Source organism: Cypionkella sp. PAMC25878, from assembly GCF_058135695.1.
On sequence record NZ_CM176871.1, the window covers coordinates 2,888,478 to 2,911,328 of the forward strand.

The 22,851-nt window shown below is 60.3% G+C and carries 25 protein-coding genes and 1 pseudogene; 18 read left to right on the forward strand and 8 right to left on the reverse strand.

The annotated features are described in order from the left end of the window. Positions 1 to 35: 35 nt before the first annotated feature. From ACS5RD_RS14075 to ACS5RD_RS14085, 3 genes are all read left to right on the forward strand, one after another. Positions 36 to 1,202, forward strand: a complete 1,167-nt coding sequence (locus tag ACS5RD_RS14075) for a M20 aminoacylase family protein (RefSeq protein WP_489927942.1) — start codon at positions 36 to 38, stop codon at positions 1,200 to 1,202. Between the two features lie 150 nt (positions 1,203 to 1,352). Then, positions 1,353 to 1,706, forward strand: coding sequence for a DUF1304 domain-containing protein (locus ACS5RD_RS14080; protein ID WP_489927943.1), 354 nt, complete (start codon positions 1,353 to 1,355; stop codon positions 1,704 to 1,706). A 97-nt stretch (positions 1,707 to 1,803) separates the two neighbouring features. Continuing rightward, positions 1,804 to 2,193, forward strand: a complete 390-nt coding sequence (locus ACS5RD_RS14085) for a hypothetical protein (protein ID WP_489927944.1) — start codon at positions 1,804 to 1,806, stop codon at positions 2,191 to 2,193. Positions 2,194 to 2,203: 10 nt separating this feature from the next. On the opposite strand, the pseudogene tnpC reads toward ACS5RD_RS14085, so the two are convergent. The 3 genes and pseudogenes from tnpC to tnpA all read right to left on the reverse strand — a co-directional run bounded on the left by tnpC (position 2,204) and on the right by tnpA (position 4,727). Then, a pseudogene (gene tnpC / locus ACS5RD_RS14090) lies at positions 2,204 to 3,897 on the reverse strand (IS66 family transposase). Between the two features lie 225 nt (positions 3,898 to 4,122). Continuing rightward, a complete protein-coding gene (tnpB, locus tag ACS5RD_RS14095) occupies positions 4,123 to 4,356 on the reverse strand; it encodes an IS66 family insertion sequence element accessory protein TnpB (RefSeq protein ID WP_489927842.1) in 234 nt (77 codons plus the stop codon). After that, positions 4,353 to 4,727 (reverse strand): IS66-like element accessory protein TnpA, encoded by a 375-nt coding sequence (tnpA, locus tag ACS5RD_RS14100; protein WP_489927843.1) that lies wholly within the window; start codon positions 4,725 to 4,727, stop codon positions 4,353 to 4,355. Before tnpA ends, tnpB begins: the two co-directional genes overlap by 4 nt. Positions 4,728 to 4,874: 147 nt before the next feature. Here tnpA and ACS5RD_RS14105 point away from each other — a divergent pair, with 147 nt between their 5' ends. Beyond that, a complete protein-coding gene (locus ACS5RD_RS14105) occupies positions 4,875 to 5,558 on the forward strand; it encodes a hypothetical protein (RefSeq protein WP_489927945.1) in 684 nt (227 codons plus the stop codon). Between the two features lie 48 nt (positions 5,559 to 5,606). Here the strand turns inward: ACS5RD_RS14105 and moaA are convergent, their stop codons facing one another. Beyond that, the gene (gene moaA, locus ACS5RD_RS14110) at positions 5,607 to 6,605 is read right to left on the reverse strand and encodes a GTP 3',8-cyclase MoaA (protein WP_489927946.1); all 999 of its coding nucleotides are present in this window, start codon (positions 6,603 to 6,605) and stop codon (positions 5,607 to 5,609) included. 97 nt (positions 6,606 to 6,702) lie between these two features. Between moaA and ACS5RD_RS14115 the strand changes: the two genes are divergently transcribed. Beyond that, entirely contained in the window at positions 6,703 to 7,134 is a 432-nt protein-coding gene (locus ACS5RD_RS14115) for a hypothetical protein (protein ID WP_489927947.1), read from the forward strand. 103 nt (positions 7,135 to 7,237) lie between these two features. Here the strand turns inward: ACS5RD_RS14115 and ACS5RD_RS14120 are convergent, their stop codons facing one another. The 3 genes from ACS5RD_RS14120 to glmU are packed head-to-tail and all read right to left on the reverse strand — an operon-like array spanning position 7,238 to position 11,091. After that, positions 7,238 to 7,930, reverse strand: coding sequence for a DNA alkylation repair protein (locus ACS5RD_RS14120; RefSeq protein ID WP_489927948.1), 693 nt, complete (start codon positions 7,928 to 7,930; stop codon positions 7,238 to 7,240). Next, positions 7,927 to 9,741 carry a glutamine--fructose-6-phosphate transaminase (isomerizing) gene (gene glmS / locus ACS5RD_RS14125; RefSeq protein ID WP_489927949.1) on the reverse strand — a complete coding sequence of 605 codons (1,815 nt, stop codon included), beginning with the start codon at positions 9,739 to 9,741 and terminating at the stop codon, positions 7,927 to 7,929. The genes ACS5RD_RS14120 and glmS overlap by 4 nt, the downstream gene beginning before the upstream one ends. After that, a complete protein-coding gene (gene glmU, locus ACS5RD_RS14130) occupies positions 9,742 to 11,091 on the reverse strand; it encodes a bifunctional UDP-N-acetylglucosamine diphosphorylase/glucosamine-1-phosphate N-acetyltransferase GlmU (protein ID WP_489927950.1) in 1,350 nt (449 codons plus the stop codon). It abuts the gene before it with no gap. Positions 11,092 to 11,173: 82 nt separating this feature from the next. On the opposite strand from glmU, the gene ACS5RD_RS14135 reads away from it, so the two are divergent. From ACS5RD_RS14135 to ACS5RD_RS14150, 4 genes are all read left to right on the forward strand, one after another. After that, positions 11,174 to 11,836, forward strand: coding sequence for an HAD family hydrolase (locus ACS5RD_RS14135; protein WP_489927951.1), 663 nt, complete (start codon positions 11,174 to 11,176; stop codon positions 11,834 to 11,836). A 50-nt stretch (positions 11,837 to 11,886) separates the two neighbouring features. Then, a complete protein-coding gene (locus ACS5RD_RS14140) occupies positions 11,887 to 13,107 on the forward strand; it encodes an MFS transporter (protein WP_489927952.1) in 1,221 nt (406 codons plus the stop codon). Beyond that, complete coding sequence (locus tag ACS5RD_RS14145) at positions 13,107 to 14,339, forward strand: DegT/DnrJ/EryC1/StrS family aminotransferase (RefSeq protein ID WP_489931381.1); 1,233 nt, start codon at positions 13,107 to 13,109, stop codon at positions 14,337 to 14,339. Before ACS5RD_RS14140 ends, ACS5RD_RS14145 begins: the two co-directional genes overlap by 1 nt. 213 nt (positions 14,340 to 14,552) lie before the next feature. Then, entirely contained in the window at positions 14,553 to 15,500 is a 948-nt protein-coding gene (locus ACS5RD_RS14150) for a hypothetical protein (protein ID WP_489927953.1), read from the forward strand. Here the strand turns inward: ACS5RD_RS14150 and ACS5RD_RS14155 are convergent. Continuing rightward, positions 15,497 to 15,952 carry a CreA family protein gene (locus ACS5RD_RS14155; RefSeq protein WP_054004861.1) on the reverse strand — a complete coding sequence of 152 codons (456 nt, stop codon included), beginning with the start codon at positions 15,950 to 15,952 and terminating at the stop codon, positions 15,497 to 15,499. The genes ACS5RD_RS14150 and ACS5RD_RS14155 overlap by 4 nt on opposite strands. A 258-nt stretch (positions 15,953 to 16,210) precedes the next feature. On the opposite strand from ACS5RD_RS14155, the gene ACS5RD_RS14160 reads away from it, so the two are divergent. From ACS5RD_RS14160 to nuoF, 9 genes are read left to right on the forward strand one after another with little or no spacing between them, the layout of a single operon-like run. Further along, positions 16,211 to 16,576, forward strand: coding sequence for an NADH-quinone oxidoreductase subunit A (locus tag ACS5RD_RS14160; RefSeq protein WP_054004862.1), 366 nt, complete (start codon positions 16,211 to 16,213; stop codon positions 16,574 to 16,576). Further along, positions 16,567 to 17,100: a NuoB/complex I 20 kDa subunit family protein gene (locus ACS5RD_RS14165; RefSeq protein WP_202905545.1), complete on the forward strand. Its 534-nt coding sequence runs from the start codon at positions 16,567 to 16,569 to the stop codon at positions 17,098 to 17,100. The genes ACS5RD_RS14160 and ACS5RD_RS14165 overlap by 10 nt, the downstream gene beginning before the upstream one ends. A gap of 10 nt (positions 17,101 to 17,110) precedes the next feature. Further along, complete coding sequence (locus ACS5RD_RS14170) at positions 17,111 to 17,707, forward strand: NADH-quinone oxidoreductase subunit C (RefSeq protein WP_489927954.1); 597 nt, start codon at positions 17,111 to 17,113, stop codon at positions 17,705 to 17,707. A gap of 4 nt (positions 17,708 to 17,711) precedes the next feature. Then, the gene (locus ACS5RD_RS14175) at positions 17,712 to 18,605 is read left to right on the forward strand and encodes a sulfotransferase (RefSeq protein ID WP_489927955.1); all 894 of its coding nucleotides are present in this window, start codon (positions 17,712 to 17,714) and stop codon (positions 18,603 to 18,605) included. Then, positions 18,602 to 19,840: an NADH-quinone oxidoreductase subunit D gene (locus tag ACS5RD_RS14180; RefSeq protein ID WP_489927956.1), complete on the forward strand. Its 1,239-nt coding sequence runs from the start codon at positions 18,602 to 18,604 to the stop codon at positions 19,838 to 19,840. Before ACS5RD_RS14175 ends, ACS5RD_RS14180 begins: the two co-directional genes overlap by 4 nt. Continuing rightward, positions 19,840 to 21,057 (forward strand): NADH-quinone oxidoreductase subunit E, encoded by a 1,218-nt coding sequence (locus ACS5RD_RS14185; protein ID WP_489927957.1) that lies wholly within the window; start codon positions 19,840 to 19,842, stop codon positions 21,055 to 21,057. The genes ACS5RD_RS14180 and ACS5RD_RS14185 overlap by 1 nt, the downstream gene beginning before the upstream one ends. An 8-nt stretch (positions 21,058 to 21,065) precedes the next feature. After that, complete coding sequence (locus ACS5RD_RS14190; RefSeq protein ID WP_054004867.1) at positions 21,066 to 21,323, forward strand: hypothetical protein; 258 nt, start codon at positions 21,066 to 21,068, stop codon at positions 21,321 to 21,323. Next, entirely contained in the window at positions 21,277 to 21,543 is a 267-nt protein-coding gene (locus ACS5RD_RS14195; RefSeq protein ID WP_489927958.1) for a DUF5337 domain-containing protein, read from the forward strand. The genes ACS5RD_RS14190 and ACS5RD_RS14195 overlap by 47 nt, the downstream gene beginning before the upstream one ends. A gap of 10 nt (positions 21,544 to 21,553) precedes the next feature. After that, on the forward strand, positions 21,554 to 22,849 hold the full coding sequence (gene nuoF, locus ACS5RD_RS14200; protein WP_489927959.1) for an NADH-quinone oxidoreductase subunit NuoF: 1,296 nt from the start codon (positions 21,554 to 21,556) through the stop codon (positions 22,847 to 22,849). Positions 22,850 to 22,851: the final 2 nt, after the last annotated feature.

Consider the following 22,851-nt stretch of genomic DNA (forward strand, 5'->3'; position numbering starts at 1 on the left):
GATTGGCTCAGGCTGCACGCAAAAGGAGAGCCATTATGCCCGTGAAGAACCGATTTGCCGAGATGCTGCCCGAGATCGCCGGATGGCGGCAGGATTTCCATGAGAACCCCGAGTTGCTTTTTGAGGTGCATCGGACGGCGGGCCGCGTGGCGGAGTTGTGCCGCGAATTTGGCTGCGATGAGGTGACCGAGGGCATTGGGCGCACGGGCGTTGTGGTTGTTATCAAAGGCAAAACCGATACTGCGGGGCGGGTGATTGGCTTGCGGGCGGATATGGACGCTTTGCCGATCATTGAGCAGACCGGGGTGGCTTATGCCTCAAAAGTGCCGGGGAAGATGCATGCTTGTGGGCATGACGGCCATACCTCGATGCTGCTGGGGGCGGCGAAATATCTGGCGGAGACGCGGAATTTTGACGGCACGGCGGTGTTGATTTTTCAGCCGGCGGAAGAAGGCGGCGGCGGTGGGCGTGAGATGTGTGCCGAGGGCATGATGGACCGTTGGGGCATCCAAGAGGTTTACGGCATGCACAATATGCCGGGGATTCCGGTCGGGCATTTTGCGATCCGGCCGGGGGCGATGATGGCGGCGGCGGATCAGTTTGAAATCACGGTGACGGGCAAGGGCGGCCATGCGGCGAAGCCCCACGATTGCATTGATACCACGGTGGTGGCCGCGCATATTATCGTGGCTTTGCAGACGATTGCCTCGCGCGGGGTGGACCCGTTGAAGCAGGTGGTGGTGTCGGTTTGCACGGTGGCGACGGATTCGACGGCGCATAATGTGATCCCTCAGGTGGTGAAGATGAAGGGCACGGTGCGGACGATGGATTTCGGCGTGCAGGATTATGTCGAGGGCCGGGTGAAGGCGATTGCGGAGGGCACAGCGCAGGCCTTGGGGGCGGTGGCTGTTGTCGAGTATACGCGTGGCTATCCCGTGACGGTGAATGCGGTCGAGAATACGGGGTTTGCAGCGGAGGTGGCGCGGGCGGTGTCGGGGCAGGTCGATACCGACACGGCACCCTTGATGGGGGCCGAGGATTTCAGCTTCATGCTGCTGGAGCGGCCGGGGGCGTATATTTTCTTGGGCAATGGTGACACCGCGATGGTGCATCATCCGGCGTATAATTTTGACGATAATGCGATCCCGTTTGGGTCAAGCTGGTACGCCGGGATGGTGGAAGCACGGATGCCTGCGGCGTAAGGGACTGCCCCCCTCAGGCTGCACCCTCCCGCCATCGGGGGGCAGTTTGGGGCGGCGGGTGGGCTGGCGGCGGTTCTGACATCTGGGCGAAGGTTGCGTCGGGGGAGCCTCCGGCGGGGATATTTATCGCCAATGTGAAAGGGTTTGCAGATGATTGCGACGGGTCTGATCGCGCTGATTGCGGCGCTGCATGTCTATATCTTGGTGCTGGAGATGTTCCTGTGGCAGGCGCCACGGACGCGGGCGGTGTTTGGGACTTCGGCGGAGTTTGCGGCACAGACGAAGGTTCTGGCCGCCAATCAGGGGCTTTATAACGGGTTTCTGGCGGCGGGGCTGGTTTGGGCTTTGTGGCTGGGGGCGGAGGGGCGCGGGGTGGCGTTGTTTTTCCTTTGCTGTGTGCTGGTGGCGGGGATTTACGGCGCGGCGACGGCTTCGCAGCGGATTTTATTCGTGCAGGCTGTGCCTGCGGGTTTGGGGATTGTGGCGATTTTGCTGGGGATTTGAGGGTTGCGGACGTAGGAGCGCTCCGCGCGGGAGTATTTTGAAAAGAGCAATTTGGAGTGGAGTGCGTTTTATTAGATCGAGAATGGGGGGGGGGCGTATGTACGATTCCACGCAATCTTTTTTAGGCAAGCATGTCAGGTCTTGCGTGATGGTTTTGTTCTGGTTGATTGTGGGTTTTCTCGGTTTTCAGGTTCTGAAGGGCAATGGCCGATCAAAGAACGGGCTGGATGCATACGAGAGTTTCAGCACAAAAAGCCATTTTGCGATTGTCGAGGATTTGCCCAAGGGCGCGAGCCTGTTCTTTGGCACTGTGGATGGACAGGCATTGGTAGAGGTCAGAAGTTCAAAGCAGCTATCCTCACCCTTCATTGTTGATGGATCGAGGTTGTTGTTTGTAGAGGAAACTGCAACGCCGTCGCCAAGATTTGACCTTTTGGAACTTCATATATTTGGGCCTTCGATCTGGTGTAGCGTAACCGCCCGATAAGGACCGCCATTCAGGCTGCGGCGGCCTGATTTGCGAAGGGTTTCCAGTTCCATGGCAGCAACTCGCCGATGCGGTTGATCTTGTGATCATGGATACGGGCGAAGATGTCGGCGAGGTAGGCTTGGGGATCGAGGCCGTTGAACTTGGCGGTCTCAATAATGGTCATCGCACTGGCGAGGGTTTCGCCCCCGGCGTCTGAGCCTGCGAAGAGGAAGTTCTGGCGGCCGATCACGACCGGTTTGATGGCCCGTTCGGCGGCGTTATTGTCGATGGCGACGCGACCATCGTCGAGGAAGAGGGCGAAGCCTTCCCATCGGTTCAGGGCGTAGCGGAAAGCTTTGGCAAGGTCGCTTTTGCCGGGGATGCGGGTAAGTTGGGCTTCCGCCCATGCCTTGAAGGCGCAGACTTTCGGGCGGGTTTCTTCTTGACGGACAGCCCGCCGGGCATCGCGGGATTGGCCTCTGATCTGACGCTCGATGTCATATAGATCACCGATCCGGTCCAGCGCCTCGCGGGCGATCTCGGATTTGGTGGCGGTGTGGACGTCGAAGAAGTCGCGCCGCAGATGGGCCCAGCAGGCCGCCTCGCGGATGCGGGGTTTGCCTGAGGTATCCGGGGTGTAAAGTGCTTTGAAGCCGGAATAGGCGTCTGCTTGCAGGATTCCGGAGAACCTAGCCAGATGACGCTGCGGATGCTCGCCCTTGCGGTCAACCGAGAAGAAGTAGGCCGCCCCCGGCGGCGCTGTGCTGCCCCACGGTCTGTCATCGCGCACATAGGCCCAGATGCGGCCTTCCTTGACGCCTTTGCCGATCCCATCGATGCGTTTTGACGGGTCGAGCACCCGGACCGGGGTATCATCCGCGTGCAGGCGATCCGAGGCCAGGATCTTGGCGCGGATGCGTTCGACTAGCGGTTCCAGCACCCGAACGCCCTGGCCGCACCAATCGACCAGGGTCGAGGCCGGGATGTTTGCGCCCATCCGGGCAAGTATCTCGTTTTGGCGATAGAGCGGAAGGTGATCGTCGAACTTCGACACCAGAACATGTGCCAGCAGACCCGGGCCGACCATGCTGCGCGGAATGGGGCGCGAGGGTGCGGGCAGTTGGGTGATCTTCTCGCAGCGGCGGCAGGACTTCTTCAGCCGGGCTGTTTCGATCACTTTCAGCTTGGCCGAGATCAACTCGAGGATCTCGCTGACGTCCTCGCCGATCAGGCGCAGGGTGCCGCCGCATTCCGGGCAATCATCACCGGGGTCCAGCACGATGCGTTCGCGCGGCGTGCCCTCTGCCACCAAGGGCTTGCGGCGACGCGGAGTGCTGGGCATCGCAGCTTGTTCGTCTGCGCTGAGTTCGGCGTCGTCATCGGGTGCAATCGCGCTGATCGCCGCCGCCCCGGCAATCTCCAGATGCTCCAGCGCCAGTTCCAGCTGTTCCGCTGCCCGGCAGGGCATTGCGCCGCAATGGCCCGAGAGGGGAGCTCCCGCTCGATGCGTTCTGAGCTGGTGCCAAACTTCTGCTTCTTCAGCCGTGCGATCTGGATTTGAAGCGCCTGAACCAGCGCCTCATGGGCGCGCAGGGTGGCGGATATCTTCTCGATATCGGCTTGAACGCGCATGTTCTCGGCTGCAATTCGGGCGTTCTCGGCCCGCAAGCCCGCGATCATCGCCTTCAAGGCGGCGGGATCATCCGTTGCCCGGTAGGGCATTGCGCAGCAATGGCCCGAGAGGGAGGTAGGATTGCGGGCGTATCGGACATGGCAGTCCATACCATGAGCCTTGCAGAGGCACCATAAAAACAAGTAAAAACAGCGATTTATCTATCCAACTCGGGCGGGCGGCGCGCCCCAATCCGGACGCCGCCAATCGATCCCCTCCCATAGCATTGCAAGCTGCGCTGAGGTCAATCTCGCCGCCCCGTCCTTTGCGGCAGGTCACGGAAACCGCCCCCGCTCCAACACCTTGTAATAGAGGCAGAACCCCTGGCCGTCCCAGTGCAGCAGCTTCAGCCTGTCGCCTCGTTTGCCGCGGAACGCAAACACAGCCCCACCCGCCGCCTTCTGCCGCAACACGTCCTGAGCCAGGGCCGCCAACCCTTCGATGCCCTTGCGCATGTCGGTCGTCCCGCAGGCCAGATAAACCCGAACACCGGTGCCCGGCCCAATCATGCCGCCTCGACCAACCGGATCAGCCGCGCCAGATCATCGTCGCCAATGCCTCCCCGGCACCGGATCTGACGGCCATTCCGCAACACGATCTCCACCATCGGCGCGGCGGACTCCGCAGCCACCTCCGCCTCAGGAACCGGTGGCGGCGCAAAATCGACCGGCAAGAACAGTGCCGCGCCCTCTGGCTCGCAAAGCCCCTTCTTGCGCAGATCATGCCGCCAAGCATAAATCTGCTGCCGCCTGAGATCGTGGCGCTGAGCAACCTGCGTCACCGAAGCGCCGTGACGACCCACCTCGCACACCACAGCAAACTTCTCGGCATCCGTCCAACGACGCCGACGTTCAACCGCACCCAGAAGATCACCTCGCATGCCGCCCTCACATAAGTGACGTCCATAATGACGTCATTATGGACGTCTCTAAGACAAGGCAGACACCATCATAAGGCGACCAATGTCGGGCGGTTACGGTGTAGCAGATTGGTATCAAGTGACCAATATATTGGCGGGCCTGCGGTTATGGCCGGCAAACATGCATCCGAGGTTTTGTTCTTTTCGGGACGTTATAACTCTGAATCCTCTGGCAACACTGTCCCCCGTAGGCATTTGGCATCGTATCGAGATGGACAGGTTTCAGTTTTTTCTGGCCCAACATTCTCAACCATACACCGTTTGGCGCAAATGGATGAGGATCGGTTTCTGGGTGCATCCTATTCGTTTGATGTATGGAATAAGGATGGGACAAGGGAATTATCAGATACCGACTTGATGAACAATTCGTGGCTGGCCGAAGGACGCATTGTAGGCCAATCTTTGGAAGTTGAGGCAGCGGCGATAGGTCAGTTGAAAATAGAGAGTGTTTTGGATGTTGCTTCAAATCCCAAAGCTGACGCAGTTGTGGTGATGTCGACAGATTTTTCTGAGCCCGGGAGTCGGACAAAGTTTACGATTATTCAGAATTCGCAAATTGAATCGGCCAAGAGCTTTCTGCTTCCGAGGGAATTGGATGCCAGTACGGTATTCTTGGATCGAGATGCAGATGGAAAAATTCGAACTAGTATCATCACAGTGAATGGTGACACGGCTGATAGAAACAATAGCGCGTTCATTGTGGATTATGTGGACGGCATCCCCGAAAATTCGCGGTTGATCAAATTCGATGCGGCATCGGTTTTTGACACCAAGAACTGCCGTGCAAAGTGACGGTTTGTTTCTGCGGATTGAGCGGGCTCGACGCGTAACGGTGCGCGCCTACCCCCCCGTATGGCTCATATGCCGGGTCATCTGGCCTTTGACACCTTGCCGCGTGTAGTCGAAATCATGACCTTTCGGCTTGTGGCTGATCGCGCTGCGGATGGCTGCGCGCAGGGAGGCATCCTCGGGGCTGGCGCGCAGGGGGGCGCGGAGGTCGGCCATGTCTTCTTGACCGAGGCACATGTAAAGCTCGCCGGTGCAGGTCAGGCGGACGCGGTTGCAGCTTTCGCAGAAGTTATGGGTGAGTGGGGTGATGAAGCCTATGCGCTGGCCCGTCTCGGTCAGGCGGACGTAGCGGGCGGGGCCGCCGGTGCGATCGGGGAGGTCTTGCAGGGTGTAGCGGGTGGCGAGTTCTGCGCGCAGATCTTTCAGCGGCCAGTATTGGTCGATGCGTTGGGCCTCGCCCATGTCGCCCATTGGCATGACTTCGATGAAGGTGAGATCGTGATTTTCAGCGGCGCACCAAGCGGTTAGGCGGAACAGTTCATCCTCGTTGAAGCCCTTCAGGGCGACGGCGTTGATCTTGACTTGCAGGCCTGCGTCTTTCGCGGCCTCAATGCCGTCCAGCACTTGGGCGAGGCGGCCCCAGCGGGTGATTTCGGCAAATTTTTTCTCATCAAGGGTGTCGAGCGAGACGTTGATGCGTTTGACACCGCAGGCGGCGAGGTCTTGGGCATATTTGCGCAGTTGCGAGCCGTTGGTGGTGAGGGTGAGTTCTTTCAGCGCGCCAGTTTGCAGGTGGCGCGACATCGCCTCAAAAAACGTCATGATGCCTTTGCGCACCAAGGGTTCGCCGCCGGTGATGCGGAGTTTTTCGACGCCAAGGGCGATGAAGTTGGAGCAGAGACGGTCGAGTTCTTCCAGCGTCAGCAGCTCGGCTTTCGGCAGGAAGGTCATATGCTCGGTCATGCAATAGGCGCAGCGGAAATCGCAGCGGTCGGTGACCGAAACGCGCAGGTAGGAGATTGCGCGGGCGAAGGGGTCGATGAGGGGCATCTCTGACATGTTGCTAAAATAGGCGCGCGGGCGGCGGGCGGCAAGGTGGAATGCGACAGTTGCGCGCCGGGAGCCGCCACGGTATCCTGAAGCTATGATGTATAAAAGCTTGATCCTGATGAGCGTGGCGCTGGGGCTTTCCGGCTGCGCGATGATGAAACCATCCAAGCCGGATGCGGCGGTGGCACCGATGCAGCGCCCGGTCATTGGCGCGGGTGTTGCGGCGGCGGCGCTGGATCAGACCACGGCGGCCGAGCGGGCGGCGGCGGTTGCGGCGAAGCCTGCGGGCGGCGCGCGGGCTTTGGGGTCCGCCGTGGTGGCTTTGGGCAGCCCGGCTGAGCAGGGGCTTTGGGTGAAATCACCGCTGGTGGTGGCCAAGGGCAAGGGGCGGGTGGTGACGGAAAGCGGCGGTTCGGTGGCGGTGGATTTGTTGCCGGGAAGCGGGGCTGCATCGTTGTCGCTGGCGGCGTTCCGGGCTTTGGGGCTGGGGTTGACCGATCTGCCTGAGGTTACGATCTACGCGGAGTGAGGCGAAGGTGCGCAGAGTGAGGCGAAGGCAGGGGCACTCTGCCCCTCGGCGCGGCGCGGCTCACCCCTGAGGATATTTGCGCAGAGAGGGCGACCTGAAGCGGTCAGCCCAGATATTGCGCGGCTTCTTTGCGGGCGAAGCTTTTCATGCGTTCGCCGTGCTGATCGAGGAACGCGGCGGTGCGGGCGGGGTCATGTTTTGACAGATCGCGCAACCACCAAGCGACGGCTTTCTGGATGAACCAGTCTTTGTCGTCGATGTAGACGGCGGCCCAGCCGAGCACGCGGTCGCGGATGTCCAGTTCGAACTCTTTCGGGAAGTTCTGCTTGGTGAAGGGCAGGGTGGCGACGAGGGCGGCGCGGCGGGTCCACATGTTCTCGGATGTGGTCCAGGTCTCCACCGTGTCGATGCGGGATGGGTCGGCGGTGATGCGCTTTTGGGCGGCGATACAGACGTGATCGGCGATGGCCCAAGCGTCAAACTGCGGCACCCATTGGCAGATCAGATCCCACGCGGCGGTATCGTCGGGCTTGATACGGGCTTGGGTCAGCAGTTTGGCGGCAGCGACGCGAGCCTCGTGGATGTTGCTGTCCCACAGATCGCTTGCCAGTTGGATGCGGTCTTCAAGGCTGCACTCGGCGCGCCAGACGGTGGTGAGTTCCTCAATCTGCGGCACTTTCAGGCCGAGATAGGGGCGGTCGGCTTTGTGATAGGCTTGCGCCTCAATGGCTTTTTGTGGGTCAGCGAGGGCGTTGAGTTGTGACAGGGCCCGGTCAATATAGCTGGAGGCGATCATTCGACGGTTACCGATTTTGCGAGGTTGCGGGGTTGGTCGACATCGGTGCCTTTGGCGATGGCGGTGTGGTAGGCCAGAAGTTGCGCGGGGATCGCGTAGAGGATTGGGGCGAAGGCGTCGGACACCTCGGGCATGGTGATGGTTTTCCAGCAATCCATACCGGCCTCGGTGATGCCTTGGGCGTCAGAGATCAGCAGCACTTTGCCGTGGCGGGCCATGACCTCTTGCATGTTCGAGACGGTTTTCTCGAACAGGTGATCGCGGGGGGCGAGCACGATCACCGGGACTTGCGGCGAGATCAGCGCGATCGGGCCGTGTTTTAGTTCACCTGATGCATAACCTTCGGCGTGGATATAGCTGATTTCTTTCAGTTTTAGCGCGCCCTCGAGGGCGAGGGGGAACATCGCACCCCGGCCGAGGAACAGCACGTCTTGGGCTTCGGAGAGTTCTTCGGCGATGGCGGCGATTGTGGTGCTGAGGGCAAGGGCGTGGTTCATCAGGCCGGGCAGGGCTGCCAGATCATTTAGATGGGCACTGAGGGCTTCGGGCGTCAGGCGACCCCGGTCTTGGGCTGCTTTCAGCGCCAGCAGGGCGAGGGTGGTGAGCTGGCAGGTGAAGGCTTTGGTCGAGGCGACGCCAATCTCGATCCCCGCCATGATCGGCAGAGCCAGATCAGCTTCGCGGGCGATCGAGGAGGTGGGGACGTTGACCACGGCGACGATTTTCGCGACTTTTTCGCGGGTGTAGCGCAGGGCGGCGAGGGTATCGGCGGTCTCACCGGATTGGCTGACGAACAGCGCCCATGAGGTTGGCGACAATGGCGGTTCGCGGTAGCGGAATTCGGAGGCGACGTCGATCTCGCAAGGCAGGTCTGCGATTTGCTCGAACCAGTATTTTGCGACGTGGCAGGCATAGCTGGCGGTGCCGCAGGCGACCATGGTGATGCGGTCCACGGCGGTGAAATCAACCTCGGCGGGCAGTTGCAGCGCGCCGTTTTGAACGTAGCGCTTCAGGGCGTCGGCGATCACCACGGGTTGTTCGGCGATTTCTTTCGCCATGAAATGCTTATAGCCAGCCTTTTCGATCCTTGTGGCATCGACTTGAATCCGGGATTCGGCGCGGTTGGCGAGGCGATCCATTTCATCATAGATCACAGCGCCTTGGCGGGTGATCACCGCCCAGTCGCCTTCTTCGAGATAGGTTATGCGGTCGGTCATTGGCGCGAGGGCAATGGCGTCGGAGCCGACAAACATCTCACCATCGCCGTGGCCGATGGCGAGCGGAGAGCCTTTGCGGGCGGCGATGATCAGGTCTTCTTCGCCGTCAAACAGGAAGCACAAAGCGAAGGCACCGTGCAGGCGTTTCAGGGTTTGGCGGGCGGCCTCGGTCGGGGTGGCACCACGGCTGATGTACAGATGTGCGAGAAGGGCGACGGTCTCGGTGTCGGTCTCGGATTCTTGCGTCAGGCCTGCGGCGGCCAGTTCGGTGCGCAGTTCGCGGAAGTTTTCGATGATGCCGTTGTGGACCACGGCGACCGGGCCGGAGCGGTGGGGATGGGCGTTGGTGGTGGTGGCCGCACCATGCGTCGCCCAACGGGTGTGGCCGATGCCAGCCTTGCCCGCGAGGGGTTCATGCACCAGCAGGTCGGAGAGGTTGACCAGCTTGCCGACGGCGCGGCGGCGGTCGAGCTTGCCATTGTTGACGGTGGCGATGCCTGCAGAATCGTAGCCGCGATATTCGAGGCGTTTGAGGGATTCGACCAGCAGGGGGGCAACCTCGTTATTGCCAAGAACGCCAACGATACCACACATTTATGAGCTTCCTTTCGCGGCTTTGATGGATTTGAGGCGGGCCATCAGTTTGATGGCGAGGCCCGGTTTGTTGACCTGCTTGGCACGACCCAAGGCGAGGGCTGCATCGGGGACGTTTTCGGTGATGACGGAACCCGAGGCGGTGAGGGCGTCGTTGCCGATGCTGACGGGGGCGACCAGCATGGTGTCCGATCCGATGAAGGCGCGTTTGCCGATTTTGGTGCGGTGTTTCATCACGCCGTCGTAATTGCAGGTGACGGTGCCGGCGCCGATATTGGTGAATTCGCCAACGTCAGCGTCGCCGATATAGGTCAGATGGCCAACTTTGACGCCTTCGTCGAGGATGGCGTTTTTTATCTCAACAAAGTTGCCGACATGGACATCTTCGGCGAGTTCGGCACCGGGGCGGAGCCTTGCGAACGGGCCGACAGTTGCACCGCGGCTGACGTGGCAGCCTTCGAGGTGGCAGAAGCCTTTGATCTCGGCGCCGGATTCGATGGTGACAGCAGGACCAAAGATCACGTTGGGGCCGATGATGGCGTCGCGGCCGATATGGGTGTCGAGGGCGAAGAACACGGTTTCGGGGGCGGTGAGGGTGACGCCGTTTTCCAAGGCATCGCTGCGGGCGCGGGATTGGAAGGCGGCTTCGGCCTCGGCCAGTTGCGCGCGGGTGTTCACACCCAAGGTTTCGGATTCGTCGCAGATGACGACGCCTGCTGACAGGCCATCGGCGTGGGCGATTTCGACAATATCGGTCAGGTAGTATTCGGCGGCAGCGTTGATGTTGCCGACGCGAGCGATCAGATCAAACATGGTTTTGGCAGAGGCGCAGATCACACCGGAGTTACAAAGGGTTATGCTGCGTTCTTCATCCGTGGCCTCTTGGTATTCGACGATCTTTTCCAAGGTCTCGCCAGAGGTCACCAGCCGACCGTAGAGGCCGGGGTCTTTGGCTTCAAAGCCCAGAACCACCACCGAATGGCGGGCGCGGGCGTGCAGCATGGCCTCTAGGGTTTCGGGGCGGATGAACGGGGTGTCGCCGTAAAGTACGATAGCTTCGCCGCCCATCTCGGCCAGCAGGGGGGCTGCTTGGGCAACGGCATGGGCGGTGCCAAGTTGCGGGTCTTGCACGACGCATTGGACCGAGACATCGAAGGCTTCGGCGGATTTGGTGACGAGGGCGGCTTCATGCCCGGTGACGACGACGATGCGCGATGGCTCTAGGTTGCGGGCGGCGGTCAGGGCGTGATGCAACAGCGGGGCGGCGGCTATGTGATGCAGCACTTTCGGCAGGTCGGAGTTCATCCGGCTTCCCATGCCTGCCGCCAATATGATGAATGAAACCGACATCTTCCTCTTCCTTTTCTTTTACACCCGTTTTACCCCGGATCGGCGGGGCCGCAAGGGGTGGTTCTTCACGCAAGGTTACAGAATGAAAACGGTGGTCTTTGATCTGGATGGCACGTTGGCGGATACCAGTGCGGATTTGCTCAGCGCGGCCAATGCTTGTTTTGCGCAGTTGGGGCATGGGGTGGTGTTAGACGGGCGCGATACTTTGACAGCGTTTCATGGCGGGCGGGCGATGCTGCGGTTGGGGTTTGAGCGGTTGGGGCTGCGGTATTCTGAGGCGGATATCTCAGCGCAATATCCTGTGCTGCTGGCAGCTTATGCCGATGGGATTGATGTGCATACGCGGATGTATCCGGGGGCTGTGGCGGCGGTGGAGGCTTTGCTGAGTGCCGGGTATCGCACGGCGATTTGCACCAATAAGCCCGAGGGGCTGGCGGTGGAATTGGTGCGGCGCTTGGGGGTTTCGCATTTGTTTGGGGCGCTGGTCGGGGCGGATACGCTGCCGGTGCGCAAGCCTGATCCGGCGCCTTATGTTGAGGTGGTGCGGCGGGTTGGCGGGGCTATTGGGCGCTCGATGCTGATTGGCGATACCGAGACGGATCGGCTGACGGGGTTGGCGGCAGGGGTGCCGGTGGCGCTGGTGACGTTTGGGCCGGAGGGAGCGGGGGTGTCTCGGCTGCAGCCAGAGGCGCTGCTGCATAGGTTTGAAGATTTGCCGGAGTTGGTGGCAAGGGTGCTGGTTTGACCGTTCTTGGGCGGTTTGACAGTTTTGGGGCCGCGACTTAGGTTGCGCGAATGACAAAAGCCCCGTCCCGCCACGCGATAATCTTTGTGTTGCTGTGTGTTCTGTTGGACATGATCGGCTTTGGCTTGATCATCCCGGTGCTGCCGCAACTGATCGAGCAGGTCGGGCAGGTCAGTCTGTCTGAGGCCTCGATCATTGGCGGCTGGATGTTTTTCGCGTTCTCGATGGCGCAGTTCGCGTTCAGCCCGCTGATGGGTAACCTGTCGGATCGGTTTGGGCGCCGCCCGCTGTTGTTGCTGGCGATTGCGGGTCTTGGGCTGGACAATCTATTGCAGGGGCTTGCGCCAACGCTGATCTGGCTGTTCGTGGGGCGCGTTATTGCGGGGGTATGTGGCTCAAGCTGGGTGATTGCCAATGCGTTTATCACCGATGTGACCGAGCCTGCCGAGCGGGCGAAGTATTTCGGCATGATGGGCGGGGCGTTTGGGTTGGGCTTTGTGCTGGGGCCAGCTTTGGGCGGGGTGTTGGGCGAGTTCGGTCCGCGGGTGCCATTCTTTGTGGCGGCGGCGATTTCGGGGCTGAATTTCATTTACGGCTGGTTTGTGCTGCCCGAGACTTTGGCAGCGCAGAACCGCCGCGCTTTTAGTTTGGCGCGCTCGAACCCTTTGGGCGCGTTCAAGGTGTTTCGCAGCTATCAGGGCGTGATCCCGATGTGCGCGGTGATGTTCGCGTTCTTCTTTTTCACCAGTGTCTATCCCGCGATCTGGCCGTATTGGGGGATGGCGAAGTTTGGCTGGTCTTCGGCAATGGTCGGGGTGAGCCTCGCGGTGTTTGGCATTGTGATGGCGGGGTTTCAGGGCGGCTTGACTGGGCCGGGGGTGAGGTGGTTGGGCGAACGTAATCTGGCGTTGGTCGGGTTGGTCTCGGCCTTGATCGCGGCTTCGGGCTATGGGCTGGCGGGGTCTTTGACGGTGGTTGTGCTGTTGATGATCGTGCATGGGCCGGAGGGGTTTATTCATCCGATGCTGACGGCGATGATGACGCATCGGGTGCCGGATGATGCGCAGGGTGAATTGCAGGGTGGGATTTCGGCGATCATGAACGTGGCGATGTTGGCGGGGACGGTGTTTTTCAGCCAGATTTTCGGGTATTTTATGGCTCCGGGAGGCTGGCAATCGCCGGATGTGGCGTTCTTTGTGGCAGGTGCGGGGATGGCTTTGACCTTGGTGATGTTTGTGCTGATCGTGCCGGGTGAGGAGAAACGCCTGTGATTGAAGAACGGTTTGAAGGCAGTTTCACCCAGCAGGAACCTATTCCAGAGGCGGGGATCGAGGCGGCTGTGGCCGTGATGCGGCATGGGCGGCTGCATCGCTATAACACCGCTGCGGGCGAGGTCGCGGAGGCGGCTTTGCTGGAGGAGGAATTCGCGGGCCTGATGGGGGCGAAATACTGCCTTGCGGTGGCTTCGGGCGGTTATGCGTTGGGCTGTGCCTTGCGGGCGGTGGGGGTGCAGGCGGGCGAGCCTGTGTTGACCAATGCCTTCACCTTGGCCCCGGTGCCGGGGGCGATTGCGAGTGTCGGGGCGCGTCCGGTGTTTGTTGAGGTGACGGAACAGCTGGTGCTGGATTTTGGCGATCTGGAGGCGAAGGCGCGCGCTACAGGGGCGAAGGTGCTGATGCTCAGCCATATGCGCGGGCATCTGTGCGATATGGAGGCTTTGGTGGCGTTGTGTGCGCGGCTGGGTGTGCTGATCATTGAGGATTGCGCGCATACGATGGGGGCGGCTTGGAACGGCGTGGCCTCGGGGCGGTCGGGGTTGATCGGCTGCTATTCGATGCAGACCTATAAGCATATCAATTCCGGCGAGGGCGGGTTTTTGATCTCGGATGACGAGGCGGTGATGGCGCGGGCGGTGCTGCTGTCGGGGTCTTATATGCTGTATGGGCGGCACCGGGCGGCACCCAGTGCGGCGGCGTTTGAGGCGGTGCGGATGGAAACCCCAAACATCTCGGGCCGGATGGACAATCTGCGGGCGGCGATTTTGCGGCCGCAACTGGGGCTGTTGGTGGATCGGGTGGCACGCTGGGCCGAGCGCTATCAGGCGTTGGAGGCGGGGTTGCGCGGCGTGCCGGGGTTGCGGTTGGTGGAGCGGCCTGTCGAGGAAACCTATGTCGGGTCGTCGTTCCAGTTCCTGCTGCCGGATTGGTCTGCAGCGCGGGTGGGTGCGCTTCTGGGCCGGGTGTTGGCGCGGGGGGTCGAGTTGAAGTGGTTCGGTGCCGCCGATCCGGTGGCGTTTACCTCGCGTTATCAGCATTGGGGCTATGCCGAGGTGCAGAACCTGCCGCAGACCGACCGGATTTTGGCGGGGCTGGTGGATATGCGGGTGCCTTTGACGTTCTCGGTGGAGGATTGCGCGCAGATTGCGCGGATCATCAAGGCAGAGGCCTTGGTGGTGGGGCAGGGGCCGGAGCCTGAGGCTGTGGCGTTGCCGGTTATTCAGTAACGGGTGGTTTGCTAGGCTGATCGCTGGGGGTTTCACACCCCCAGACCCCTGTGGGATATTTGAGCACAGAGGATGATAATTTTAGATAAGTTTTAGCGGGTTTGTCCGCTGTTGGCGGGATTGCGCGGGTCGTTTGACGCGGACTTTGAGGAATCTACAGGGCTGTGGTAGGCTGCGGGCATTTGAAATGATCATCTGATTTTGGAGACAGTCATGGGCTTGCAGGCACAGCTTTATCCGTTTCATTATGTCAATCGGCTGCGGTCTTTGGTGGTGCCGGGCTACACTGGCTATCCCGGCGGGGTGGTGGCGATCACCCGCTATGTCTCGGCGAATACGTTGTTTGGCGGGGCGAATCTGGCCTCGGTGCTGCGGCAGGCTTTGGCTACGGCGGGGACGGCGGCGGATCGCAGCACTTTGGCGGGCGAGGGCGTCGGCCGGGTGTTCACCGGGCAGGGTATGCCGGATGATTTTGTCACCGTGCTGAGCATGGTCGACCGCTTGGCGGCACCACTGGCGAAGAACGCCACGCTCGCGCCGTTTTTCAAGCAGACCGATTACTTGCAGGCGCTGCTGGACGCGTCGGTGTTGGGCATGGATTGTATTGGGTTTGTTGGCACTTATCTCGCGACGGCGGGGATCGAGGCGGGTTATGTCGGGCGCAGGCCGCTGGATTATGCCGCCAAGTTCAAGCCGGTGGGCAAACTGGCCGATGTCGATGTGGGATCGGTGCTGATGCTGACCAACGGCATGCATATTCAGATCGTCGATTGGATCTGGGAGCGATCAGAACGCCAGTTGGTGATCGACATTTGCCAAGCGTCGAGCATGAAGGATCATGACGATTCCAAGGGGCCGCAATGCAATGCGCGGGTGACCTTGACGGCGGGCGGCGGGGATTTTCTGCCGATTGAGAAGTTCCGGGCGGCGAAGGACAGCAAGTCTGACTGGGCCGCCTATGCTGCCGAAGAGGCCAATCCGACCGACAATGGCTATGAGATGTATCTGCGCAAGAAGATGACCCAGCATGGGACGGCCACGGGCTATCTGAATGGCGCGATTTTTCAGCTGTCGGGTGGCGGTACGCCGGGCAATCCGGTCGCTGGATCGGTCTATGCGGGCACCCTGCCGGGGCTGACGATGGCGGCGGCGTTGGCTTAGGGTTTCGCCGGGTTATACAGCGGCACCGTCGAGATCGACATTTTCGCCGAACCATCGCTGAGTTCGGTGGCATGGGTCAGATAGACCAGCACTTGGTTTTTCTGATCGAAGATGCGGGTGACGTTCAGCGATTTGAACACCAACGAGCGGCTTTCGCTGAACACGGTCTCGCCAGACTCGGAGGTGTCTATGTCGCCAATGGTGATCGGGCCGGTTTGGCGACAGGCGATGGAGGCGTTCGACGGGTCTTCGAACCAGTTGCCTTTGGAAAGCCGGTCCCACATCGAGCGTTCGAAATAGCTGATGTGGCAGGTGACGCCTTGCACCTTCGGGTCGGGGATCGCCTCGATGATGATGTCATTGCCAACCCAATCGACACCGACTCGGCCGATTTCTTCGGCGTGGGCGGTGAGCGGCAACAGGCTGAGGGCGAGGAGGGCGAACAGGCGCATGAGGAGGGCTTTCGAGCGATTTCTGCCTGTTAGATGGGCAGTTTGCTGCGCTTGCACAAGAGGGGGGTGGCAGCGCAAATTCCTTAGTGAAATACTCATGAATTGGGCCGCAAAAACCAATGAGTTAGCGGGTCGAAGCGGCATCTTTTCCTGCGGGCTTTGGTTGACCCCGCCGAGGGGCCGGAGTAAACGGATCAGCAAGAGCGACGGGAGCCAAAGCGCTTGCGACGCGGTTTGCCAGCTGAAGGAGCGCTTCGCGTGGATCATCTTCTTCGTGAGTATCTGCCCATCCTTATTCTTCTTGCGATTGCTGTCGGGCTTGGCCTTGTGCTGATCCTCGCCGCCGCTTTGATCGCGGTGCGCAACCCGGACCCGGAAAAGGTCTCGGCCTATGAATGCGGGTTCAACGCCTTTGACGATGCGCGGATGAAGTTTGACGTGCGGTTCTATCTGGTGTCGATCCTGTTCATCATCTTCGATCTTGAGGTGGCGTTCCTGTTCCCTTGGGCAGTGGCCTTTGGGCAGATCAGCATGGTCGGGTTCTGGTCGATGATGGTGTTTCTGGGTGTGCTGACCGTGGGCTTTGCCTATGAGTGGAAAAAAGGGGCACTGGAATGGGCGTGATGACCGGGGCGAATACGGCGGGGCCGGACCGTGAGGTTGCCACCCAAGCCCTGAACCGCGAGTTGCAGGATAAGGGTTTTCTGCTGACCACGACCGAAGATATCATCAACTGGGCGCGCAACGGGTCTTTGCACTGGATGACCTTTGGTCTGGCCTGCTGCGCTGTGGAGATGATGCACACCTCGATGCCGCGTTATGATCTGGAGCGGTTTGGCACGGCGCCGCGCGCGTCGCCGCGGCAGTCGGATTTGATGATCGTGGCGGGCACCTTGACCAATAAGATGGCCCCGGCGCTGCGTAAGGTTTATGACCAGATGCCAGAGCCGCGCTATGTGATCTCGATGGGGTCCTGCGCGAACGGTGGCGGCTATTACCACTATTCCTATTCGGTGGTGCGCGGCTGTGATCGGATCGTTCCGGTCGATATCTATGTGCCGGGTTGCCCGCCGACAGCGGAAGCTTTGCTTTACGGTATTTTGCAGTTGCAGCGGAAAATCCGCCGCACTGGCACGCTTGTGCGTTAAGGGGGGCGATATGGCTGATTTGGTTGAACTCGCCGCCTATCTGACCGAGAAGCGCCCGGATGCGGTGCTGGGCACGGAACTGGCGTTTGGCGAATTGAATGTGACCGTGGCGCTGCCTGCGCTGGTGTCGTTCATTGGCTTTCTGACGGTCGATCCGGCCTGCAAGTTTTCCTCGCTTGTCGATATCACTGCGGTGGATCACCCCGAGCGGGTGGAGCGCTTTGACGTGATCTATCACTTCCTGTCGATGTATACCAATGCCCGCATCCGGCTGAAGGTGGCGGTGGGCGAGGATGATATGGTGCCGTCGATCCACCTCGTGCATCCGTCGGCGAATTGGTTTGAGCGTGAAGTGTTCGATATGTTCGGGATTTTGTTCTCGGGCCATCCCGATCTGCGGCGTATTTTGACCGATTACGGCTTTCGCGGTCATCCTTTGCGTAAGGATTTCCCGACCACGGGCTATACCGAAGTGCGCTACGACGAGGTGCAAAAGCGGGTGGTCTATGAGCCTGTCAATCTGGTGCAGGAATACCGTCAATTTGATTTCATGTCGCCGTGGGAGGGTGCCAAGTACATCCTGCCGGGTGATGAGAAAAAGGCCTGATCTGGTGAGCAAAGATCCGACATTGCTGTTTTGCGTGGGGGCGACGAAAGCGGGGACATCCTGGCTTTACGATCACCTGTCTAAGCATCCGCAATGTCATTTCCGCAGCATCAAAGAGTTGCATTATTTCTCGTTGAACAATGCAGCACAGTTTGACGGCGCTTTGCGTGGGGTGGATCGCAAGATTGCCGAAATGCAGGCACGTTTGGGCGTGGTGCCGGATGAGCGCAAGCCCATCGTGGCGCAGCGTTTGGCTGATCTGATCGAATGGCGGGCTGTTTTGGCCCATCGGGCGATTGATCTGCCGGCTTATCGCGCGTATCTGACCGCAAATGCGGGGCAGGCGCGGCTGGTGGGCGATGTGACCCCGGCCTATGGGCTGATGTCGCAGGCAGATTTGACGCGGCTTTCGCAGGTGGCGGCGGACACGCGTTTTGTCTATCTGATCCGCGATCCGTTGGCGCGACTTTGGAGCCACGTCCGGATGATTGCTGCGCGCGCGGCACCCGACCGCTTTGCGCAGGTCGCCGAAGCGCAGATGGCAGCGATTTTGGATGGTGATCTGTCGGGCGAGGGCAAGGGCATTGTGGTGCGCGGCGATTACGCCGCAATTTTGGAAAAGCTGGCGCGGGCGGTCCCGGTGAAATCTTTGCTGGTGCTGTTCCAGGAAGAATTGATGACGCTGCCGGGGATCGCAAAGCTGTCGGTGCATCTGGGGCTGACGCCTGTGGCGGCTGATCTGGGACGCCGGGTGCATGAGGGCAAATCTCTGGCCCTGCCCGAGGCTTTGCGGGCGCGGGCTTTGCTGTGGCTTAGACCGCAATATGAATATGTCGCTACGGTGTTTCCGGCTTTGCCGCAGGCATGGCTTAAGAATATGGAAAAGGGCTTCGCATGATGGACGGCGATATCCGCGTGAACAGCTATGATGACGGCACGGTTGACACCCTGCCGGGTGAGCAGCGCATCCGCAATTTCAACATTAACTTCGGCCCGCAACACCCTGCGGCGCATGGGGTTTTGCGTTTGGTGCTGGAGTTGGACGGCGAGATTGTTGAGCGTTGCGATCCGCATATTGGTCTGCTGCACCGTGGCACTGAAAAGCTGATGGAAAGCCGGACCTATCTGCAAAACCTGCCGTATTTCGACCGCCTCGACTATGTGGCGCCGATGAATCAGGAACATGCCTGGTGTCTGGCGATTGAGCGTCTGACGGGCACCGCCGTGCCGCGCCGCGCCTCGCTGATCCGGGTTTTGTATTCAGAAATTGGCCGGATTCTGAACCATTTGCTGAACACCACGACGCAAGCCATGGACGTGGGGGCTTTGACGCCGCCGCTGTGGGGCTTTGAAGAACGCGAAAAACTGATGGTGTTTTACGAGCGTGCTTCTGGCGCGCGTCTGCACGCGGCCTATTTCCGGCCCGGTGGCGTGCATCAGGATCTGACGCCCGATCTGATCAATGATATTGAGGCTTGGACCGAGACCTTCCCGCAGGTGCTGGAAGACCTGCACGGGCTTCTGACCGAAAACCGCATCTTCAAACAGCGCAATGCCGATATTGGCGTGGTGACGGAAGATGACATTCTGAAATACGGATTCTCGGGCGTGATGGTGCGCGGATCGGGTCTGGCTTGGGATTTGCGGCGCTCGCAACCCTATGAATGTTATGACGAGTTTGAGTTCAAAATCCCGGTCGGCAAGAACGGCGATTGCTATGATCGCTATCTGTGCCGGATGGAGGAGATGACTCAGTCGCTGCACATCATGCGGCAGTGCATTGTGAAGCTGCGGGCCGAGCCGGGCGAAGTTCTGACGCGTGGCAAGCTGTCGCCACCGAAACGCGGTGAGATGAAAACCTCGATGGAGGCTTTGATTCACCACTTCAAACTTTACACCGAGGGTTTCCATGTGCCCGCCGGCGAAGTTTACGCGGCGGTTGAAGCGCCGAAGGGCGAGTTTGGCGTGTATTTGAAGGCGGATGGCTCCAATAAGCCGTACCGCGCCAAGATCCGCGCGCCGGGGTTCCTGCATTTGCAGGCGATGGATTATATCTGCAAGGGCCATCAGCTGGCCGACGTTTCTGCAATCATCGGCACGATGGATATCGTGTTCGGGGAGGTCGACCGCTAATGCTTCGCCGTCTGCACAAAGAACAACCCGCGTCGTTTGCTTTTACCTCGGCCAATCTGGCTTGGGCGGAGGGGCAGATTGCGAAATATCCTGAGGGGCGTAAGGCCTCGGCGATCATTCCGCTGTTGTGGCGGGCTCAGGAACAGGAGGGGTGGTTGACCCGTCCGGCGATTGAGCATGTCGCGGATAAGCTGGGGATGGCTTATATCCGGGCGCTGGAAGTGGCGACGTTTTACTTCATGTTCCAGCTGCAACCTGTTGGAAGCGTTGCGCATATCCAGATTTGCGGCACCACGTCCTGTATGATTTGCGGGGCTGAGGAGTTGATCGCGGTTTGTAGGGAACTGGTCGCGGATAAGGCGCATGCTTTGTCGGCGGATGGCAAATTCAGCTGGGAAGAAGTCGAATGTCTGGGCGCTTGCACCAATGCGCCGATGGCGCAGATCGGTAAGGACTATTATGAGGATCTGACGGCGGACAAGCTGCGCGCGTTGATCGGGCGGTTCTCGAAAGGTGAGGTTCCGGTGCCGGGGCCGCAGAATGGCCGTTATGCGGCGGAGCCTTTGTCGGGGCTGACCTCGTTGAAATCGCATGAAGCGGGGCGGAAGCCGTATAATGCAAGCGTGCAGGCGGCGGTGGATATTGGCGATACAGTGAAGCGGATTGATGGCACCGAAGTGCCGTTGCTGACGCCGTGGATTGCGAAATCGGTGTCGGCTGATCCGAAACTGGCGGCGATGCCGGAGGCTGTGACGCCTGCGGTTGGCGTGGCAGTTGAACCGAAACCCGGTGCGGCAGCCGTTGCGGATAAGACCGGCGTGACTGTGCAGGAAGCGCCGGTGATTGCGAAGGGAAAGCCGGTGGCAGAGGGCAACGCGCCAGAGGCCACGCCACTTGCGACGCCAGAGGCGAAAGTACTGGCAGCGGGGCCGCAAAGCCAGCCCGTAGCGCTTGCGGCGCCGCGCAACGGTTTGGGCGATAATCTGCAACAGCTTGAAGGCATCGGTCCGGTGATCGAGAAGCTGTGTCATAGCTTGGGGATATTCCACTTTGAGCAGATCGCGGCTTTTGGACCTGCGGAAGTGGCGTGGATGGACAGCAATCTCAAGGGCTTCCGGGGCCGGGTCAGCCGCGATAAATGGGTGGCGCAGGCCAAGTTGATCGGTGAGATTGGGCTGGAAGCCTTCCTGATCCGCGCCAAGACCAATGAGTATTGAGGGTTATAATGGACCACGCACATGATCACGATGCAGTTGATGGGCCTTGGGCTGGCGGCTGGCTTGTTGCTGTTCTGGCCGCTTTGATGGCGGTTGGGCTGGCGCGCTGGCTGGGTGAGGTTGGCGGCTTTGCGGCGGTGATCGTGGGCCTTGTGGTGTTCGGGGTTTACGCCGTGCTTCTGGGCAATGGCGGTGTGGAATTGACCGAGGCGCATGGCCATGACGGCGATGATCACGGCCACGATCACGGGCATGGGCAGCACTGAGATGGCGGCTCCGGAGCCTCAGGATAAATCGGCGCGGCAGACCAGAGTTGTGGCTTTGGTGATTGCGGGCACGATGATCTTGTGGATGGCGGGTCAACAGATTGGCGCGGAGCTGGGCTTGCCGCTGAAATACACGTTTCTGCTCGATCTCGCGGCTTTGGCCGGGTTCATCTGGGCGATGATCGTGACGTATCAAATTTGGCGCGCGCGCCGCACGTAAGGAAGCAGCTATGCTCGACGATAAGGACCGCATCTTTACCAACCTTTACGGGATGCACGACCGTTCTTTGGCGGGCGCACGGGCGCGCGGCCATTGGGATGGAACGGCCGAGATTATTGCGCGCGGCAAGGATACGATTGTCGAGCAGATGAAAGCCTCGGGGCTGCGCGGGCGCGGTGGGGCAGGCTTTCCGACCGGGCTGAAATGGTCGTTCATGCCGAAGCAATCGGATGGCCGGCCGTCTTATCTGGTGATCAACGCCGATGAGTCCGAGCCGGGCACCTGTAAAGATCGCGAGATCATGCGGCATGACCCGCATACGCTGATTGAGGGCGCTTTGATTGCCTCGTTCGCCATGGGGGCGAATGCCTGCTATATCTATATTCGCGGCGAATATATCCGCGAGCGTGAGGCTTTGCAGGCGGCTTTGGACGAATGCTATGACGCTGGGCTGCTCGGCAAGAATGCCGCGAAATCCGGTTGGGATTTTGATTGCTACCTGCATCATGGCGCGGGCGCTTATATCTGCGGTGAAGAAACCGCTCTGTTGGAAAGCCTTGAGGGCAAAAAGGGGATGCCGCGGATGAAGCCGCCGTTCCCGGCAGGCTCGGGGCTGTATGGCTGCCCGACCACGGTGAACAACGTGGAGAGCATCGCGGTGGTGCCGACGATTTTGCGGCGCGGGGCGGCTTGGTTTGCGGGTTTTGGTCGGCCTAATAATGCGGGGACCAAGCTGTTCGGGATTTCCGGCCATGTGAACAACCCTTGTGTGGTTGAAGAAGCGATGTCGATTACTCTGCGCGAGTTGTTGGATGTGCATTGCGGTGGCGTTCGGGGCGGCTGGAAGAACATCAAGGCGGTGATCCCCGGCGGGTCTTCGGTGCCGATGCTGAATGCGGCGCAATGCGAAGATGCGATCATGGATTTCGACTGGCTGCGTGAGCAAAGGTCCGGTCTGGGCACGGCGGCGGTGATCGTGATGGATCAATCGACGGACGTGATCAAGGCGATCTGGCGGCTGTCAAAGTTCTACAAGCACGAGAGCTGTGGCCAATGCACGCCTTGCCGCGAAGGCACTGGCTGGATGATGCGGGTGATGGACCGTCTGGTGCGCGGCGAGGCTGAGGTTGAGGAAATCGACATGCTGTTGTCGGTGACCAAACAGGTCGAAGGCCACACGATTTGCGCTTTGGGCGATGCGGCGGCTTGGCCGATCCAAGGTCTGGTGCGGCATTTCCGTGAGGAAATTGAGGACCGGATCAAGGCGAAAAAGACCGGGCGCATGGGCGCGCTGGCGGCGGAGTAAGT

Bases quoted from the DNA above. Each gene is read 5' to 3' on its own strand.
- ACS5RD_RS14080 (WP_489927943.1), top strand. From the start codon at position 1,353: ATGATTGCGACGGGTCTGATCGCGCTGATTGCGGCGCTGCATGTCTAT.
- glmS (WP_489927949.1), bottom strand. From the start codon at position 9,741: ATGTGTGGTATCGTTGGCGTTCTTGGCAATAACGAGGTTGCCCCCCTG.
- ACS5RD_RS14120 (WP_489927948.1), bottom strand. From the start codon at position 7,930: ATGATCGCCTCCAGCTATATTGACCGGGCCCTGTCACAACTCAACGCC.
- ACS5RD_RS14155 (WP_054004861.1), bottom strand. From the start codon at position 15,952: ATGCGCCTGTTCGCCCTCCTCGCCCTCAGCCTGTTGCCGCTCACCGCC.
- ACS5RD_RS14135 (WP_489927951.1), top strand. From the start codon at position 11,174: ATGAAAACGGTGGTCTTTGATCTGGATGGCACGTTGGCGGATACCAGT.
- ACS5RD_RS14185 (WP_489927957.1), top strand. From the start codon at position 19,840: ATGCTTCGCCGTCTGCACAAAGAACAACCCGCGTCGTTTGCTTTTACC.
- ACS5RD_RS14195 (WP_489927958.1), top strand. From the start codon at position 21,277: ATGACGGCGATGATCACGGCCACGATCACGGGCATGGGCAGCACTGAG.
- ACS5RD_RS14105 (WP_489927945.1), top strand. From the start codon at position 4,875: ATGGCCGGCAAACATGCATCCGAGGTTTTGTTCTTTTCGGGACGTTAT.
- ACS5RD_RS14180 (WP_489927956.1), top strand. From the start codon at position 18,602: ATGATGGACGGCGATATCCGCGTGAACAGCTATGATGACGGCACGGTT.
- ACS5RD_RS14140 (WP_489927952.1), top strand. From the start codon at position 11,887: ATGACAAAAGCCCCGTCCCGCCACGCGATAATCTTTGTGTTGCTGTGT.
- moaA (WP_489927946.1), bottom strand. From the start codon at position 6,605: ATGCCCCTCATCGACCCCTTCGCCCGCGCAATCTCCTACCTGCGCGTT.
- ACS5RD_RS14190 (WP_054004867.1), top strand. From the start codon at position 21,066: ATGGACCACGCACATGATCACGATGCAGTTGATGGGCCTTGGGCTGGC.
- ACS5RD_RS14165 (WP_202905545.1), top strand. From the start codon at position 16,567: ATGGGCGTGATGACCGGGGCGAATACGGCGGGGCCGGACCGTGAGGTT.
- tnpB (WP_489927842.1), bottom strand. From the start codon at position 4,356: ATGATTGGGCCGGGCACCGGTGTTCGGGTTTATCTGGCCTGCGGGACG.
- glmU (WP_489927950.1), bottom strand. From the start codon at position 11,091: ATGTCGGTTTCATTCATCATATTGGCGGCAGGCATGGGAAGCCGGATG.
- ACS5RD_RS14170 (WP_489927954.1), top strand. From the start codon at position 17,111: ATGGCTGATTTGGTTGAACTCGCCGCCTATCTGACCGAGAAGCGCCCG.
- ACS5RD_RS14115 (WP_489927947.1), top strand. From the start codon at position 6,703: ATGTATAAAAGCTTGATCCTGATGAGCGTGGCGCTGGGGCTTTCCGGC.
- ACS5RD_RS14085 (WP_489927944.1), top strand. From the start codon at position 1,804: ATGTACGATTCCACGCAATCTTTTTTAGGCAAGCATGTCAGGTCTTGC.
- tnpA (WP_489927843.1), bottom strand. From the start codon at position 4,727: ATGCGAGGTGATCTTCTGGGTGCGGTTGAACGTCGGCGTCGTTGGACG.
- ACS5RD_RS14075 (WP_489927942.1), top strand. From the start codon at position 36: ATGCCCGTGAAGAACCGATTTGCCGAGATGCTGCCCGAGATCGCCGGA.
- nuoF (WP_489927959.1), top strand. From the start codon at position 21,554: ATGCTCGACGATAAGGACCGCATCTTTACCAACCTTTACGGGATGCAC.
- ACS5RD_RS14150 (WP_489927953.1), top strand. From the start codon at position 14,553: ATGGGCTTGCAGGCACAGCTTTATCCGTTTCATTATGTCAATCGGCTG.